This window comes from Acetitomaculum ruminis DSM 5522, assembly GCF_900112085.1.
Classification (GTDB): domain Bacteria; phylum Bacillota; class Clostridia; order Lachnospirales; family Lachnospiraceae; genus Acetitomaculum; species Acetitomaculum ruminis.
Map to the genome: position 1 here is coordinate 29,665 of NZ_FOJY01000006.1, position 17,249 is coordinate 46,913.

The 17,249-nt window shown below is 33.0% G+C and carries 9 protein-coding genes; all 9 read left to right on the forward strand.

The window, feature by feature from the left end; genetic code table 11:
* The first annotated feature begins 42 nt into the window (after window positions 1–42).
* Window positions 43–984 carry a helix-turn-helix domain-containing protein gene (locus tag BM153_RS04935; RefSeq protein ID WP_177205577.1) on the forward strand — a complete coding sequence of 314 codons (942 nt, stop codon included), beginning with the start codon at window positions 43–45 and terminating at the stop codon, window positions 982–984.
* A 165-nt stretch (window positions 985–1,149) separates the two neighbouring features.
* Window positions 1,150–2,964: an ABC transporter ATP-binding protein gene (locus tag BM153_RS04940; RefSeq protein WP_092871357.1), complete on the forward strand. Its 1,815-nt coding sequence runs from the start codon at window positions 1,150–1,152 to the stop codon at window positions 2,962–2,964.
* Window positions 2,958–4,688 carry an ABC transporter ATP-binding protein gene (locus BM153_RS04945; protein ID WP_092871359.1) on the forward strand — a complete coding sequence of 577 codons (1,731 nt, stop codon included), beginning with the start codon at window positions 2,958–2,960 and terminating at the stop codon, window positions 4,686–4,688. The genes BM153_RS04940 and BM153_RS04945 overlap by 7 nt, the downstream gene beginning before the upstream one ends.
* A gap of 20 nt (window positions 4,689–4,708) precedes the next feature.
* On the forward strand, window positions 4,709–5,302 hold the full coding sequence (locus BM153_RS04950; protein WP_092871361.1) for an MptD family putative ECF transporter S component: 594 nt from the start codon (window positions 4,709–4,711) through the stop codon (window positions 5,300–5,302).
* Window positions 5,299–5,994, forward strand: coding sequence for an energy-coupling factor transporter transmembrane component T (locus BM153_RS04955; RefSeq protein WP_092871363.1), 696 nt, complete (start codon window positions 5,299–5,301; stop codon window positions 5,992–5,994). Before BM153_RS04950 ends, BM153_RS04955 begins: the two co-directional genes overlap by 4 nt.
* A gap of 5 nt (window positions 5,995–5,999) precedes the next feature.
* The gene (locus BM153_RS04960) at window positions 6,000–7,487 is read left to right on the forward strand and encodes an ABC transporter ATP-binding protein (RefSeq protein ID WP_092871366.1); all 1,488 of its coding nucleotides are present in this window, start codon (window positions 6,000–6,002) and stop codon (window positions 7,485–7,487) included.
* A 1-nt stretch (window position 7,488) separates the two neighbouring features.
* Complete coding sequence (locus BM153_RS04965; protein ID WP_177205578.1) at window positions 7,489–8,241, forward strand: thioesterase II family protein; 753 nt, start codon at window positions 7,489–7,491, stop codon at window positions 8,239–8,241.
* A complete protein-coding gene (locus BM153_RS04970) occupies window positions 8,234–11,593 on the forward strand; it encodes a non-ribosomal peptide synthetase (RefSeq protein ID WP_092871370.1) in 3,360 nt (1,119 codons plus the stop codon). The genes BM153_RS04965 and BM153_RS04970 overlap by 8 nt, the downstream gene beginning before the upstream one ends.
* Before the next feature lie 88 nt (window positions 11,594–11,681).
* Window positions 11,682–17,249: a non-ribosomal peptide synthetase gene (locus tag BM153_RS04975; protein WP_092871372.1), complete on the forward strand. Its 5,568-nt coding sequence runs from the start codon at window positions 11,682–11,684 to the stop codon at window positions 17,247–17,249.

Consider the following 17,249-nt stretch of genomic DNA (forward strand, 5'->3'; position numbering starts at 1 on the left):
GTTTTACAATTAAAGGGAATATCAAAGGGGGATAAGACAAATATGTATAATGAAGATTGGTACAATAATGAAACAAGGGTTCTTGAAGAAAAAGATAATTATTTAAAACTGGATTATGGATGCAAAGGTAAGGGAGAATTAACGGTTTACAGAGTATTTCCCAATATAGATTTGTATTTTATGGATATGGATACAGGGGATATTTTTAAAACAGCGGATTTTCCTCAGGGAATACTTAGTATAAGTCATTGCAAAAAGGGAAGATATGAATGCCAATTTGCAAATGAACATCAAAACTGCCTGTCTGAGGGGTGTTTTAGTATAAATGGAACAGATTTTTTGCCAGAGCGTTTTTGCTTTCCCATGAAAAAATATGAGGGTTTATCCATAGTAGTAGACTGGATAAACATACCTGAGAAGGTTTTAAGTATGATGAATGTATTTGGCATAGATTTTGAGAGATTGAAAAGTCTTATGGATGGGGAAAAAAGCTGGTTTGTCAGCGATACAGACAGTGAACTTTTTAATATTTTCAATGATCTTTACAAAGGGGTTAGAAAAAATGAAATGGAATATCTGAGGCTTAAAGTAATGGAAGCCTTGTATTATATAGGAAAAATAGAAATTGAAAAAAATAATGATTATAAATATTTTGACAAAGAGATGGTCAATAATACAAGAGCCATAAGGGAATATATTATTAATAATATAGGCTCAAATCTATCCATAGAAAAACTTGTAGCTAAAACCGGTATGAATATAAATACCTTTTACAGTATTTTTATGAAATTATACGGGGAAACCCCTTATGCTCATTTGAAAAAATACAGAATGAATCTTGCAGCAGTTTTGCTTCTTACAGGCAAAAGAAAAATAGGTGATATTGCAGTGGATTTGGGTTATTCAAATGCCAGCAAATTCTCAAAGGCCTTCTATTCAGTATATGGAGAACTTCCAAGCAGTTATCGTAAAAAAAATATTTAAGAATGGGCTATTTTTTAAATAAAAAAATATAAATGGAGTAGAAGACAATAAAAGGATATGTGTATAATATGCACGTGGTTAGAAAAGACTAACTGCGTGCATATTTTTTATACAAATGCCCAAAAGAAATTAAAGCAGGGCATGTAAATTTAACGGGAGGAAAAAATGAAAAAACAGGATAATTTAATTCCCCACATGTTAAGTTTTGCCGGGGATAAAGGTTTTTTATTGAAAGTTTCGCAGTTTTTGTCTGCCATTAGCGCCATTTTTATTCTTTTGCCCTTTATTTTTGTATATTTTGCGGCAAGTAAGATAGTAGATGCGTTTATTGGAACTTATTTAGATTCCGGTGAACTCTTAAAATGGGGAATTTTGGCACTGGTAACAGAATTAGTAGGATTGCTGCTTTATTTTGGGGCATTACTATGTTCACATACTGCGGCTTTTAACCTTGAAAAAAATTTAAAAATGGAGGCACTTAAACATCTTTCTAAAATGCCCTTAGGATATTTTGAACAAAATCCCAGTGGAAAGCTTAGAAAGATAATTGATGAAAACAGTGCTCAGACTGAAAAATATGTGGGGCATCAGTTGCCGGATCTGGTAGGAGCATATGTAACCATGATTGCAAGTCTGATTTTACTTTTTGTTTTTGACTGGAGAATAGGATTGCCCTTGTTTTTACTTTTTGCCATAGGATTTGCCCTTCAGTTTCTTCTTATGGGAAAGGAAACAATGACCTATATGCAAAACTATCAGGATTCGTTAGAAACCATGAATCACGAGGCAGTTGAGTATATAAGAGGAATTTCTGTTGTAAAGGTTTTTGGACAATCAGTGAATTCATTTTCAAAATTTACAGGTGCCATAGATTCCTACAGTAAAAATGCCATGGCCTTTACAATGGCCTGCCAAAACGGAATGGTGGCTTTTACCACAGTTATAAATTCACCTTTTTTAGTGCTTATTCCGGCTGCAGTTATTGTATCCCTTTTTTCAGGGGATATGGTTGATTTTACAAAAAACTTTTTGTTTTATCTTATTTTTACCCCTGCCTGTGCAGTAATGTTAAATAAGATTATGTATATGAATAATAATAAAATGCAGGCAAATGAGGCAATGAGAAGAATCGACATGATTTTAAATGCTCCAATTCAGGAAGAAGCAAAGGAGAAAAAAATTTCTAAGGAAAATGATATCGTTTTTGAAAATGTTACTTTTTCTTATGAAAACGCCCATAATCCGGCTATTAAAAACATTAGCTTTGTTGCAAAACAGGGAAGCATGACAGCTTTAGTGGGAAAAAGTGGCTGTGGAAAGAGTACAACAGCCAGTCTTATTCCAAGATTTTATGATGTGGACATGGGAAAAATAACAATCGGAGGAGTTGATATTAAAGATATATCACAAAAAGACCTTATGGAAAAGGTGGCATTTGTTTTTCAAAATCCTAAATTATTTAAAGAATCTTTACTGGATAATATTTTGTGTGGAAATAAAAATGCTACCAGAGATGATGCTTTAAAAGCGGCTCGTTTAGCATGTTGCCAGGATATTTTTGAGAAATTTCCTAAGGGAATAGATACAGTTATTGGAAGTGAAGGGGTTTATCTTTCCGGAGGAGAAAAACAGCGTATAGCAATTGCAAGAGCCATTCTTAAAGATGCGCCGGTTATAGTTTTAGACGAGGCTACGGCTTATGCTAATCCTGAAAATGAGGTATTGCTTCAAAAGGCAATTAAAAAACTTACACAGGGAAAAACAGTTATCGTTATAGCTCACAGACTTTCTGCCATAACAGATGCCAACCAGATACTTGTAATGAAAGAAGGAGAGATAGTTGAAAGGGGAACTCATCAGTCTCTTTTAAAGGATAAAAAAGATGGAATATATGCCCATATGTGGAATGATTATATGAAAGCAACCACCTGGCATATTGGAAATGAAACAGGGGAAGGAAATGAGGTGAAGGCATGTTAAAAAAATTGTTTGCCCTTAGTGATACCGGTGCAAAAAATCTTAAACTGGGGATTATTTCTTCTGCTTTTTATAATCTTTTAGTTATGTTCCCGGTGGGATTATTAATGATGGCTCTTGGAGATATTTTAGAAGCCATAAAGTCCGGAAAACAGCCAATGCAGGGAAAGACTTTATTTTATATTGCAGCAACCATTATTTTGTTTTTATTAATTTTTCTGGCTCAATGGATACAGTACAGGCAAACCTATACTGCATCATACAAAGAAAGCTCTAAAAGAAGAATAGCCCTGGCTGAGAAAATGAAAAAGCTTCCTTTATCTTTTTTTGCAAAAAAAGATTTAGCTAATCTTACTACCACAATAATGGGAGATTGTACCTCTTTGGAAATGACTTTTTCAAATGCCATTCCAACATTATTTGGAACCCTGATTATGTTTTTGGTAATTTCAATAAGTTTAATTGTCATGGATTATCGAATGGGACTTTGCATTTTATTACCGGCTTTTTTAGCTGCAATTGTACTTTTTGCCGCAAGGAAAGGTCAGCAAAAAGCTGATTTAAGGTGTGCCAATGCAAAAAGAAAAGCCTATGATGGTGTTCAGGAATTTTTGGATAATATTCAGGAAATAAAATCATCTTCAAGACAGGAAGAGTATCTTATTGGATTAGAAAATAAATTAGAAGATGTGGTTAAGCTGTCTTTTAAAAACGAGCTGCTTCCGGGATCGGTTTTGGCTGCTTCACAGTTTATATTAAGACTGGGGCTTGTTGCAGTTCTTATAACCGGAGGAATTCTGGTTTCAAAGGGAAGTCTTTCTTTGATGATGTTTTTGCTGTTTCTTTTAATTGCAGGAAGAATTTACGATCCTTTTTCCTCGGTTTTTATGCTTCTTGCTGAAATATTTTCCGCTATGGTAAGTATAAAAAGAATGAAAGAAATTGAGAAAACACCGGAGCAAAGAGGACAAAAGAGCTGTCCTAATAAAGGTTATGACATTGTATTTGACAATGTGAGATTCAAATATAGTAAAGATGAAGATAAAAATGTACTAGATGGAGTATCCTTTAGAGCCTGCCAGGGGGAGGTTACTGCATTAGTAGGTCCAAGCGGTTGTGGAAAATCAACAGTTTCAAAACTTGCAGCAAGATTTTGGGATGTTGACTCAGGAAAAATTACTCTGGGAGGAGCAGATATATCCAAAATTGAACCGGAGACCTTATTTAAGAATTTTGCAATAGTATTTCAGGATGTAATGCTATTTGATGAATCCGTCATGGAAAATATAAGACTGGGAAGAAAAGATGCCACAGACGAGGAAGTTATTGCAGCAGCAAAAGCAGCCCTTTGTGAGGAGTTTATTCAAAGACTTCCTGATGGCTACAATACCAACATTGGAGAAAATGGAAGCTTTTTATCAGGAGGAGAAAGACAAAGAATTTCCATTGCAAGAGCTTTGTTAAAAAACGCTCCGGTAATCCTTTTAGATGAAGCTACGGCTTCAATGGATGCTGAAAGCGAGACTTTGGTGCAGGAAGCCCTTTCTACCTTACTTTCAGGAAAGACAGTCTTAGTTATAGCCCACAGGATGCGTACGGTAGCCAGGGCAAATAAAGTTATATTTTTAAAAGATGGAAAAGTAGCTGAAACGGGAACACCTCAAAAACTATTGCAAAAAAACGGACTTTTTGCAGCTTTATATAAAGCTCAGGGTCTAAAAAATTAAAGAAAAGAAGGAGAAGAATCATGGAAAACAATAACAGATTATCAGCTAAAGATTTAATCAACACCGGTATTTATACCGCAATTTATGCAGTAGTAATGTTTGCATTTACTATTGTAACCTCATTCGCACCTATTACATATGTGCTTTTACCAGCCTTTTTGGCAATAATATGCGCCCCTATTTATATGCTTTTTATTACAAAAGTTAAAACCTTTGGAATGATAACCATAATGGGGATTTTAATTGGAATTCTTATGATGTTTGTAACAGGAAATTCCTGGATTATGTTTGTATTTTGTGCTTTATTGGGACTTATAAGCGATTTAATTACAAAAGCAGGAGGATATTCCAGCAAAAGTATGGCTTCATTTGGATATTATATTTTTTCATTCTGGCCAATAAGCTCATTTTTCCAGATTTGGTTTATGAGAGACAAATATTTTGATACTGTGGTAGCTTCAATGGGACAAAACTACGCAGACGGATTAAAAGCAATTACACCATACTGGATAATTCCTGTAATGTTTATTTATACTTTTGTTGCAGCAATTATCGGAGGCCTTATAGCTGGAAAAATCAATAAAAAACATTTTGCGAAAGCCGGGATTGCATGAAAAGCCTGGATTCCACAACAAAGATTTTATGCATCATAGCGGTAAATTTAATAATCACTTTCGGCATCAGCATTAAGATGGAATTTTTTATCCTTGCCTGTTTGAGTCTCTTGTTTTTAACCTATGGAAAAATAAGAAAATGCCTTGTATATATATTGATTTTTGCTTTTATGATATTTGGTGATAAGGTCTTGCTTCACTATATTACCATAGACTGGCTGGTAAGTTTTCTTTGCCTGATATTTATTACTTTTAGAAAATTTTTCTTTTGTATTATGACGGCAGATTTTTTCATATCAACCACTAAAATCAATGAATTGATTGCATCCCTGGAAAAAATCCATATTCCACAGGTAATAATAATACCTCTTGCAGTCCTTATAAGATTTTTCCCTACAGTTAAGGAGGAATGGGAACATATCAGGGCAGCTATGCATATGAGAAACATAGGAACAGGTTTTAAGGAGGTTGTATTTCATCCGGTAAAGACTATTGAATATATGCTTGTCCCCCTTTTGTTTTCAACAGTTAAAATAGGTGAAGAATTATCAGCAGCAGCTTTGGCAAGGGGGATAGGAATGGAGAAAAAACGCACCAATCTTTATAAAGTGTCTTTTAATATGGCAGATTATCTGGTAATGATTTTTTCTCTGGCTATGGTAATTTTTCAAAAAATATATGGAGGTTTTTAATCTGTATGGAAGCAATTAAACTGGAAAACCTGTCTTTTAGCTATAATGGTCAGAATTTAAACAACGGAATACACAATATTAATCTAAGTGTAAAAGAAGGAGAATGTGTATTACTTGTAGGAACAAGCGGCTGTGGTAAATCTACAGTTTTAAGGGCTATTAACGGCCTGGCTCCATATTTTTACGAAGGAAAGCTTGAAGGCGAAGTTTTTCTAATGGGAAAATCTGCAAAGAAAATCCGTTTTGAGAATAAATCAAAGATTTGCGGCAGCGTATTTCAAAATCCCAGGTCACAATTTTTTTATCTAAATACTTCCAGCGAGATAGCCTTTGGTTGTGAAAATCAGGGGCTGTCTCAAAAAGAAATTGAAAAACGGGTAAATGAAAGCATAAAACTTTTTCGCATTGACAATCTGGCAGACAGGGATATTTTAAAGCTCTCCGGTGGTGAAAAACAAAAAATCGCATTTGCGGGAATATATGCTTCAAGACCGGATATATATGTTTTGGATGAACCCTCTGCAAATCTGGATCTTGATGCTATAAAAGACATTAAAGCCATTATTAAAAAAATAAAAGAAGAAAAAAAGACAATTATAATTGCAGAGCACAGATTATATTACCTTATGGATATTGTTGATCGCATATTATACATGGATAAGGGGGAGATTGTTGAAGAATTTACTTTAGATGAATTTAAAAAACTCTCATCAAAAGAACTTAGAAAAAGAGGCCTTAGAGCACCGGATTACAGGATGCTTAAAAAAGAGGCATTTAATATAACAAAGAAAAAATCAGATTTTGATGAAAAGCTTATTTTAAAGGATATTACCTGCCAATATAAAAAAAGCAGATTTAAAACTTTAAATATTAAAGAGTGCCAATTACCCTTACACGAAAAAATAGCCATTATAGGACACAATGGCGCAGGAAAGTCAACTTTCGTAAATGGATTTTGCGGAATGAATAAAAATGTAAAAGCCAGGGTTTATAAAGATGGAAAACTTATTCCTTTAAGAAAAAGAGTAAGAGAAAGCTTTGAAGTTTTTCAGGAGGTAAACCACCAGCTTTTTACCAACAGTGTAGAAGAAGAGGTTTCTTTAGGCAGTGAAGATAATACCGGCAAAAACAAGCTGGAGTTATTAAGCAGTTTAGGTTTAAAGGATTTTCTTGATACTCATCCTATGGCATTGTCAGGGGGGCAAAAACAGCGTGTAGCTATTGCCTCAGCTTTATACAGTGGACGAAGAATGATTTGTCTTGATGAGCCCACAAGCGGACTGGATTACAGACAAATGGACAAAGTTGCCGGTCTGTTAGATACTCTGCAGTCCAAAGTGGACCTGACAATGGTCATAACTCATGACCTGGAATTAATATTAAAAACCTGTACTTATGTTTTGCATATTGAAAACGGTCAGTTAGTTGAAGAATATCCGTTAGATAAAGAAGGGAGGGAAAAACTTTTTTCGTTTTTTGATTATGAAAAATAAATTGTTTTTTGAAAGTTATGATAACAAAAATGAGGGAATCAATATCTTTTGCTTTCCCTATGCAGGAGGAGGTTCTCTGGTTTTCAGGGAATGGAAAAACAGGTTTGGAGAAGAGTTTTCTATATACGGGGCACATTATCCGGGACATGAAGACAGAATAATGGAAAAGCCTTTGTGGGATATTGAGGAACTGGTGGATAAAATTCATTATGAAATGAAAAACAGAGATTTTGATAAAAAACCTTTTATTCTTTTTGGTCATAGCCTTGGAAGCAGGGTAGCCTATGAACTATCTCTCAGATTTGAAGAAGAAAATAATAAGTGGCTTAAGGGACTTATTGTATCAGCAGGTCGTTCACCGGATAAGAAAGAGAAAAATCCCATATATGATTTACCGGAAAGGGAATTTTTTGAAAAATTGTCAAGATACAATAAAACCCCCAGAGAAATATTTGAAAATAAGGATTTATGGGAGCTGTTTGAACCGGTATTAAGAGCTGATTTTACAATGGCAGAGACCTATGAAGATAAAAAATACCGCAAAATTCATGTTCCCATCCTAGCTTTGAAAGGCACTTTGGATTATGAAATGACAAGGGAAGATATAGAAGGATGGGCTTCTTATACTACAAATGATTTTTATTATAAAGAAATTACAGGGGAGCACTTATTTATTGATACAAATGCAAAAGAAGTGATAATGGAAATAAAAAAATACATAAAAAAGGAATGTTTTGAGGGAATTTATGCTTAATAAAAAAGAAATAGAAGAAGTGATAAAAATATATCGTAAGGTATTAGAGGATGAATCCTTTAATATAGGGGATGATTTCTTTGAAAAAGGGGGAAATTCCTTATCCGCTGCAAAAATCTGCAAAAGGATAAAAAATGAATCAGACATTGCTATTACCATTGCAGATGTTTTACAAAATCCCACCATTGAAGGTTTATCAAAGGTTTTAGACAGTAAAAAAGTCATGGATAAAGAAAATAAAATTATCCCTAAAATCTGTCCTAAAAAAAGATATGATACCTTTCCTCTTACGAAAATACAAAAAGCCTATCTTTTAGGCAGAAAGAGTAGCTCATGGGCATCTCATTATTACCTGGAATTAAAAAGAAAAGAATTAGACAAAGAAAAACTTGAAAAAATAATCAATGTTTTAATAAAGGAGCATGACGCCTTAAGAATTGTAATAGAAGCAGATGAAAATTCACAAAGGGTATTAAAAGATGTTTTGGATTATAAGGTGGAATTTAATGATTTAAGCGTAAATGAAGACACCACTCTTTTTAAAGATATCAGAAGCCAAATGGAAAATCAGATTTTAGATGTTCATACCTGGCCTTTATTTGATATTAAAGTTACAAAGAAAAAAACAGATGAATATATATTGCATTTTAGCTTTGATAATGTGATATTGGATGGCTTTAGCATTCTTTCGATTTTAAAAGAAATAGCTTATCGATATGAAAATGATGACTTTTTAATAAAAGACCAGGAGGTTTTATTCAGGGATTATGCCATAAGCTGTGACTTATTAAATCAAAGTGATATTTATAAAAAGTCAAAAGAATTCTGGCATGAAAAAATCAAATCCATGGCTTTAGCACCTGCTATTCCTACAATAGAAAAGAAAAAATATGGAGGATTTTACAGGCTTTTTGGATGCCTTAAAAAAGACAAATGGGAGAGATTAAAAAAGCTTGCTGCCAAAAACAAAGTAACAGCTAATGCAGTATTACTGACAGCTTTTTGTGAAGTTTTATACAGATGGAATTTTAATAAAAGCTTTACGCTAAATCTTACAGTTTATAATAAAGATATATTTGAAGAACCTTTTAAGAATGTATTAGGTGATTTTACTGCAGTAAGTCTTTTAATGGTGACAATGGGGGAAAAATTAACCTTTATTGAAAAATGCCAAAAAATCCAAAGGGAATTATCCTGTGTACTTGAAAACAGATATTACGATGGAGTAGAAGTTCAAAGGGATTATATAAAAAATAATAACCTGGCAGATAAAGTGCCCTTTCCCATTGTATTTACCAGCACATTGGGGGTTTTATCAGAAAGTAAACTTCCGGGAGAAAGATATTATGGAATTACTCAGACTCCAAATGTATGGTTTGACCATCAGATATGGGAAGTTGATGAAGAACTTTTATACAACTGGGATATTTTAGAAGGCAAATATAAAAAAGAAATGATTCAGGATATGTTTTGTGCCTATGAAAATATTTTAGAAGAGCTTTCTAAAGATTTTTCTGTATGGGAAAAATCCCAAAAAAGTATTGTTAAAATACAGGATAAAGAAATAAGAAATGCTGGTTTAATGGTATCTGAAGAGCTTAAAGGTCACAGTTTAGTTGAAATTGTTTTAAATAATTATGAAAATAAGAAAGATAATGTAGCAGTAATTTTTGATAATAAAAAGTATAGCTATAAAGAATTATTGAAACTTGCATTTACATTAAAAAACAAACTATGTCAAGAAGCTCTTTTTGGAATTTTAATGGAAAAAGGTATAAATCAGATAGTGGCTGTGTTAGCAGTTTTGCTAAATAAAAGCGCATATGTACCAATAGATATTAAAAATCCAAAAGAAAGAATAGAAAAAATTGTAAACAGTTCAGGGATAAAAACCCTTATTACTGATGATATTATTCCTAAAAAAGCAGATGAAAATATTGATATAGAAAAAGAGATTGAAGAAATATTAAAAACTGATTTTAGTGAAAAATTAGCTTATATAATATACACTTCAGGCTCTACCGGCCAGCCTAAGGGGGTAATGATATCTCATAAATCAGCTGCCAATACAATACTGGATATTAATAATAGATTAGGGCTTTCTTTTTTTACATGTGGGTTAGCTATATCTAACTTATCCTTTGACCTTTCTGTTTTTGATATTTTTGGAATATTAGCCGCCGGAGGAAGGATTGTAATACCTAAGGAAGATGAAGTAAAGGATCCGGAAAAATGGATAAAGTTTGTGGAGGAAAATCAAATATCCTTATGGAACAGTGTACCTCAATTTATGGAAATGCTGCTTTTGTATATTGAAAAAAACCACAAATCCTACAATATTTTATCTTCTTTAAAATTTGTCTTGTTAAGTGGAGACAAAATAGAAAAAACTCTTCCCAAAAGAATAAGAAATGTTAATCCTTTTACCAGGGTAATATGTATGGGAGGAGCCACGGAAGCCTCTATCTGGTCAAATATATATGAATGCTATGAAAGCGAAGAGGAATGGAACAGTATTCCCTATGGATATCCTTTAACTAATCAGAAATATTATGTTTTAAATAAAGAATTATTAGAGTGTCCTGATTTTGTAACTGGAGAGCTTTATATAGCAGGTGAAGGACTGGCTCTTTCTTATGCAAATGATAAAGAAATGACTGAGAAAAAATTTATCTTTAGCAATGAATTGGGAGAGAGAATTTATAAAACCGGAGATTTGGGAAGATATGACAATAAGGGAAGGCTTATTTTTGTGGGAAGAGATGACAGGCAGGTAAAACTTCAGGGTTACAGGATAGAAACCGGTGAAGTGGAAGCAGCATTTTTAAATATTAATGGGGTTTCGTCTGTAAAAGTGATTTTACATAATTGCGAATTATGGGCATTTGTTATTTTAAAAGTTTCTGAAAATACAGATTATTTAAGGCAAAAACTAAAGGAAAAACTGCCCAATTATTATATCCCAAAACATATTGTTGAAATAGAAGAATTCCCGGTGAGTATAAACGGGAAAATTGATGAAAAATCTCTGGGGTTAATGTGTGAAAACCTAAAGAGCAAGGAAGTTGTCAATGAATTTTTACAAACGGATACAGAAAAAAACATTGCGGATATATGGAAAAAACATCTAAATAAACAAACATTTTCATTGGAGGATGATTTTTTCTTATGTGGAGGAAACAGTCTAAGTGCCATAGAAACCATGGCGGATATAAAAGAAAAATACAAGGATTTGGATATTGGAATAAGCGATTTATATGAAAATTCCACAATAATGGAATTTTCTAAACTGATTGATTCAAGAAAAGAAAAAATCAGTGCTGTTGATAGTTTTGTAGTGGGAGTAATTTGAACGCAGTGCCACTGCGTTCATGAGGAAGTAGCGAAGCGGATTTAAGAATGTCCGCTTTACAATAAAGAATCAGAGGAAAGGAAAAGATATGAGCGCAAAGCAGATTTTAAGTCAGATGCATCAAAGAGGAATTGTATTTTGGTATGACGGAGAGAATTTAAACTATAAAGCTCCTGAAAATACATTTACCAATGATGATATGAGTATAGTAAAAGAAAACAAAGAAAAAATAATTGAATTTTTAAAAAATACCAATGATGTAAATATTGAGCCTGATGAGATAAACAGATATGAAAAATTTGATTTAACACCTATTCAAAACTCTTATGTCAGGGGAAGAGATTCTAATTATGAGCTTAGTGGAATCGGTTGTCACGGATATATTGAGGTAACCTATGAGGAAGAAATTGATGGAGAAAGATTTGAAGAAGCATGGAATGAAGTTATAAACAGACACGATATGCTTCGTGGGGTTATATCTGCAAAAGGATGTCAGAAGGTTCTTGAAAATGTTGAAAGGGTAAAAATACCTGTATTTGATCTTCGTAAAAAAAATGAAACAGATATAAAAAATAAAATTCAGGAAATTCGAGATGAGTTATCTGATAAACAATATGACCTTGGAAGCTGGCCTTTGTTTGATTTAAGGATAAGTATATTTGAAGGAAAAAGTATTATTCATTTTTCTCTTGATATGCTGGTGTGTGATTTTATAAGTTCTAATATTATTTTAAATGATTTAGAGGCAATTTATCACGGAAGAATTAATGAACTAAGTCAGCCAAAAACCTTGTTTAGAGACTATATTCAATACAAGAAAAAAGAGGAAGAATATAATTTCCTAAAAAAAGAAGAAGATGAAAAATACTGGGATAATAAACTTGTAAATATGGGTGAAGCTCCGGAACTTCCTATTTTAAAGGGAAGTGACTATGGAGAAGAAAAAGAATTTGAACAGTTTAAGACTTTTATTTCAAAAGAAAAATGGGAAAAAACAGAAAAATTAATGGCATCTAATAAGGTTACCCCATCAATGGTTATTTTTTCTGCATATGCTCATGTATTGGCTTACTGGTCAAAAACAGAGAGATTTTGTATAAACCTTACTCTTTTAAATCGTCCGAAAATCTCAGAAGATATAAGCGAAATAGTAGGAGATTTTACTGAAGTAAATGTATCGGATGTAAACATAAAAAAAGATAAAAGCTTTTTAGAAAACACAATGCAAATGCAAAGTAATCTGTGGGAAGATTTGTCACATAATTCTTTTAGTGGAATAGAAGTCCTTAGAAAGATGAAAAATGACAGAAAAAAGAATGTTATTATTCCCGTTGTATTTACAAGCACTGTAGGTATAAAAGAAAAAAATTCCATACTGAAAAATCAGAAAATTACATACAAAATCAGTCAGACACCTCAGGTTTGGATTGACTGTCAGGCAGAAGAAAGTATGGATGGGGTAACAGTCAACTGGGATGTAAGAAAGGGCGTTTTCAATTACGAAGTTATTAAGGAAATGTTTGAAAGTTTTAAAGAGCTTTTGGAGAAGCTTTCTTCAAAACCGGAAGATATTATTAATGAAAAAAATATTGATTTACTGCCAAAAGATACCAAAACTGTCAGACAGGAGGTTAATAATACTAAAAAAGACATAGAAGAAAAAATGCTCTTTCAGGGACTTCTTGATAATGTAAGAGATTATCCTATGCACACGGCACTTATAACCTCAAAAGGAGATTACACTTATGAAGGTTTTGCAAAATATGTAAGCGCTGTTAAGGAAAAACTTCTTGATAGTGGTGTAAAAGCTGGGGATGTAGTTGCAATTTTACTTGATAAGGATATCTGGCAGATTGCAAGTGTTTATGGAGTGTTACTGGCGGATTGCGTTTATCTTCCAATAGATTATAATATGCCGGCTAAAAGGAGAAATTCTATAGTTAAAGAATCAGGGGCAAAATTTGTTATTACAGACAAATTTGTGGAAGATTTTGGAGATGCATCCACAAAAACAATTTATGTAAAAGATATAGAGGTAAAAGATGAAATAGATCTTACACCTCTTTCAAAGGATGTTAATAAGCTTGCTTATATTATTTATACCTCGGGAACAACGGGAGTTCCAAAGGGTGTAATGATTAGTCATAAGGCAGCAATGAATACCATTACAGATATGAATGAAAGATATAACATTGGAAGAGAAGATATTTTCCTTGGAATTTCAAATCTTGCATTTGATTTATCTGTTTATGATGTTTTTGGTTCTATGTCTGCCGGAGGAAGTCTTTGTCTTCCGGATTCATCAAAATACAAGGATGCAAAACATCTTTATGAAAATCTTGTAAAAAATCACATTACTGTTTGGAATTCTACTCCTGCCCAGGGGAAGATGTTAATGGATTATATGGAATCAGAGCAAAAAACTGCCACAAAATATTTGAGAAAAATGTTTTTATCAGGTGACTGGATTCCTGTAAATCTGCCGGAAAGAGTGAAGTCTTGTTTTGAAAATGCACAGGTAATAAGTTTAGGAGGTGCCACGGAAGCTTCTATATGGTCAATTCATTATGACATTCCAAAAAATTATGTTAAAAGAAATAGCATTCCTTACGGCACACCTCTTTCAAACCAGCGTTTTTATATATTAAATAAAAATCTAAAGCCTTGCCCAAATGAGGTAGAAGGTGATATTTACATTGCCGGAGATGGATTATCCATGGGTTATTACAAGGATGAAAAACTGACTAATGAGAAATATATTATTTATCCTGAAACCGGTGAAAGAATATACATGACAGGGGATGTGGGTAAATACCATAAAGATGGAGTGATTGAATTCATAGGAAGAAGTGACAGACAGGTAAAAATTCGTGGTCACAGAATAGAGCTTGCTGAAATAGAGTCAGTTTTGGCAAAACAAAGTGGTGTATCAGGAGCAGTTGCGGAAATTATCGGTTCAAAACCTGAAGAATATAAAATTCAGGGAATAGTAATTCCTGCCAAAAAGAAGAATAAAAAACCATTTAAGGTTAATAAGGAAGAGATTAGTGCATTAGAAAATTCTGTAATACAAAATACTCAAAAAATAGATAAAGAGCTTTTTAATAACTGGAATAATGCCATGGACCAATTGGTAAAAACAGATGTAATGCTTTTGTTTCAAAGTCAGGACATATTTACAAATGATAAAGAATACGAATTTGAAAGCATTGTTGAAAAGTTAAAAGTACCAAAAAAACTGCATAAATTATTGTACAGATGGCTAATAATGCTTGAAAAAGAAGGCATGATAAGTATTAAAGGAGAAAAATTTAAAAGAGAAAAAAATGTTTTAAAAGAGGATTCCCTTAAAATCTGGACTGCTATGTATGATATGGCAAAAAGACTTGAAAACGGGGAAAACATTCTAAATTATATGAAAGTTTCCCATGAAAATTTATTGGGACTGATAAAGGGATTAGAAGATCCTTTGGCATATCTTTTCCCTAAAGGAAATACTGATGTTGCTCTTTCAATCTATCATGACAATATTATTAATCAGGCTTTAAATAAGATAGCAAGAGATGAAATAGCTTTTCTTTCAAGTAAAAAAAGGGGAAACAAGACAGTAAAAATCTTAGAAATAGGAGCCGGAGTGGGAGGAACTACAGTAGATGTTATACCGGCTTTAGATGGAATGGATGTTGAATATTATTTCACGGACATTTCTGAATTCTTCTTCAATAAAGCAAAAGAAATGTTTAAAGACAGATCCTGGATTAAGTATCAGATTTTTGACATTAATAAAAATTATATAAGTCAGTTAATGGAGCCTTTTTCCTTTGATATTATTTTATGCGCCAATGTTTTGCATAATTCAACTGATGCCAAAAAAGTAATAGGAAATTTAAAAAATCTTCTTAGGGATGATGGTTCAATTATCATCATTGAGGAAACAAGGGAATCCTATAATCTTTTAACAACAATGGAGTTTAAAAACGGATTGACGGGATTTGAAGATGGTCGTGAAGAAAATTATCAAACCTTTATCTACATAAAACAATGGGAAGAAATACTTTCAAGCCAGGATGCCAATGTGGTATTTGAATTTCCTAAAGAGGGTGATGGATTTGAAAGTTCCGACCAGACTATTTTTGTCACTCATTTTAAAAAGGAATATGAAGATATAGACACGGAAATTATTTCAAAGCATTTAAAAAATAGTCTTCCTGAATATATGGTTCCATCAAATATTTCTGTAATGACTAAGCTTCCGGTTACGAGAAACGGAAAAGTAGACAGAAAAGAAATTAAGGAAATATATGAAAATCAAAACAAATTAAGAGCTGTTGAAAAAGAAGATAGGGAAGAAAAGACAGATTTAGAAAAAAGAATGGCAAAAATATGGTGTGAGGAATTAAAACTTGTAAGTATTTCCAAAACAGATAATTTCTATCTTGTAGGTGGTGATTCTTTGCTTATTGCCCAGGTTATAGCAAAAATGAAAGAAAGACTTCCTGAAGCGGCAAAATGGGAGTGGGACGACCTTATGCAGGAAATGATGTCTTCACCTACGATTATGGAGCTTTCAAAGAAATTATCTGAAAAGAAGGTTATTGATAACAATCCTGAAAGTAATCCTTCTTTTGTAAGTTATAAAAGAAGTCTTAAACCTAATGAAAATTCCCATGCCCTGGTTTTAATGCATGCCGGACTTGGAACCTTGTCCTCTTATAAGGCAATGCTGCCATATATGGTAAAAATCAGTCCTGAGGATGAAAGTATATTCGGATTTAGTTATGGAGATGAGGCAGAGTATCTGTCCATTCCTGTGGAAGATACATTTAAAGTTCTTGCAGAAAAATACGGGAAACTTTTACTTGAGATGGGATACGAGGATTATCATATTTTAGGTCACTGTGTAGGTGGAAGTCTTGCTCTTGAAACAGGAAGATACTTAAGAAATCAGGGGGCAAAGGTAAAAGAAGTTACTATAATCAGTACCCATTTATTAAACGGTTCCTTAGAGGCATCTGCAAAAGATATGGATACCAAGGTCTTTTCTAAAATGCTTTCAACCAGTATGGCAAATGAACTGTTAATGGAAAGAACCTTTGCAAGGCTTATTGATGCAGATATTTATAAGGCGGGATACACAATTAAAGATGATAGATTACAAGACTATATTGAGTATGTAGGTGAACATAATAACGGACAGGTTACAGTTGCAGCTATATGTAAAGACTGGGATGATTTTAAAGATTGTTCTGCTGAGTTTAAAAGACTTGCAAATATGTCAAAATCCGAAAGATTAAATGCCTTGTACCAGACAATCAACGCACCAAATGGCGAAATAATGGAGCATCAGCTAAAAATGTTAAATACCCTCTTTAATATTTTTGTACAAAATTTTACCTGCGTAGCCACATATAAACCTGAAATCTACTATGGAAAAATGAGGGTATTTGAGTGTGAAAATTCAAGAGAGCTTTTATTCCCAGAGCTGGTTGCAGAAGATTATGCTACCTGGTCACCTTATGGAGGGGGCGAATTTGAATTTGATACCATAAAGGGAGCGCATCTTACCTGTGTAAGACATCCTTTTATCGAAGAAAATATTGGACAAATTCTTAATATCTCTAAAGAAGAAGCTTTAAAATTAGTTAAGAATGATTGA